Annotated in this window: 2 protein-coding genes and 1 pseudogene; 1 reads left to right on the forward strand and 2 read right to left on the reverse strand. The window is 68.7% G+C overall.

The genetic code is table 11. From position 1 onward, the window contains the following. Positions 1–102: 102 nt before the first annotated feature. Positions 103–486 carry a zinc ribbon domain-containing protein gene (locus E2651_RS43085; RefSeq protein WP_209446397.1) on the reverse strand — a complete coding sequence of 128 codons (384 nt, stop codon included), beginning with the start codon at positions 484–486 and terminating at the stop codon, positions 103–105. Between the two features lie 141 nt (positions 487–627). Next, positions 628–1,356, reverse strand: coding sequence for a TetR family transcriptional regulator (locus tag E2651_RS43090; RefSeq protein ID WP_135336711.1), 729 nt, complete (start codon positions 1,354–1,356; stop codon positions 628–630). Between the two features lie 109 nt (positions 1,357–1,465). Here E2651_RS43090 and E2651_RS43095 point away from each other — a divergent pair. Continuing rightward, positions 1,466–1,578 (forward strand): annotated as a pseudogene (locus tag E2651_RS43095) (electron transfer flavoprotein subunit beta); the annotation flags it as partial.

A 1,578-nucleotide genomic window follows, 5' to 3' on the forward strand; every position in this document is an offset into this window, starting at 1 on the left:
GCCCGGAGGGGGTGCGGGCGAGCGTCAGAGGGTCGGAGAAACTCTAACGGTGCGAGCCCCGCAGCCCCGTTGCCTTGGCCGGAGTCAGAAAAGCCGGCGGAGTCAGAACCAGTCCGCGCGCCCGCTCGCATCGCACAGCTCGAAGACGATTTCGCCCGCCTCCGGGTCCGTGCCCGCCACCGGGCGGACCTGAGCCCCGACCCACACCAGGTTCGGCGCGGCGCCGACGACGCGGCAGCGGAACACGAAGCCTTCGGGGAAGCGGACCAGGGACTCGTTGCGTGCCACGCCCGTGTAGCGGTTCACGACGCTGGAGCGCACGACGACGCCGTAGCCCTCGCTGCGTTCCGGCTCCAGGTCGCTCGACGCGCACACCGGGCACAGCAGCTTCCGGAAGGAGGCGGTCTGACACCAGCGGCAGCGCTGATAGATCAGGCCGGTTGACTCGCGCTGATCGGGATTCTCGTCAAGTCCGGTCTGGTGCAACTCGGTTCCTGCTATGGCCACGTTTCGACCCCCTGCGGTCGGCCCGGATACGCCGCGTCGTCACGGCGACACGCGCACCATATGGCACTGAGTGCCGCAGCGTAAAGGTACTGAGTGTCGAAAGGGCGGCCAGGAACGGGCTCACGCCCCTTCGGCACCCGCTCGCCCGTCCCCGAACGCCGACTCGATGCGCTGCACGACCCGCCACATCGGGGCGCCCTTCGGGGCCACCATCACGATCACCTCGTCCTCGGACGCGGCACCGGCGGACCCCCCGGCCGCGTTCCCCCACATCTCCCGTACGAGTCCGAGCGCGTGGTCCACCGAGGCCTCGGCGTCGCCGTCGCCCCCCGAACGCAGCCAGGAGCGCAGGCCGTTGTTGTGCGCGGCGACCACGGAGGCCGCGATGACCTCGGCGCGCAGCGCGCCGTCGGGGGTCTCGGCGCAGCGCCGTTCCAGATATCCGGCGAGCTTGCGCTCGTAGCGGCGCACCACCGAGAGTTCGTACGTACGCAGGCCGGGCACCTCCCGCGTGAGGCGGTAACGCTGCACGGAGAACTCGGGGTTCGCGGCATACATGCGCAGCACGAGACGGGCCGCGTCGCACACCGCGCCCACGGGATCGTCGCCGTCGTCATGCTCTTCGAGGAACGCGCTCATGTCGGCCAGGCAGCGCTCGTGGTCGGGGAAGACCACGTCCTCCTTCGACGGGAAGTACCGGAAGAACGACCGGCGTCCGACACCCGCCCGAGCCACGATGTCGTCGACCGTGGTCCGCTCGAAGCCCCGCTCCAGAAAGAGCTCGAAGGCCGCCTCGGCGAGCACCTCTCGCATGGGGGCCTTCTTGGCTGGTCCGCGTACCTCAGTCATGCCGGGAAACCTAGCACCGACGAGCACCTTTTGGCACTACGTACCTTTACAGAGGGTACTGAGTGCCATAGGCTCGCATCACGGACCGCACTGAGGTAGGAGAGCCGGCGTGAGCTTGAGGATCGTTGTCACCGTGAAGTACGTGCCCGACGCCACTGGCGACCGGCACTTCGCCGATGACTTGACCGTGGACCGGGACGATGTCGATGGTCTGCTGTCGGA

Origin of the sequence: Streptomyces sp. MZ04, from assembly GCF_004684775.1 — a bacterium.
Classification (GTDB): Bacteria; Actinomycetota; Actinomycetes; order Streptomycetales; family Streptomycetaceae; genus Streptomyces.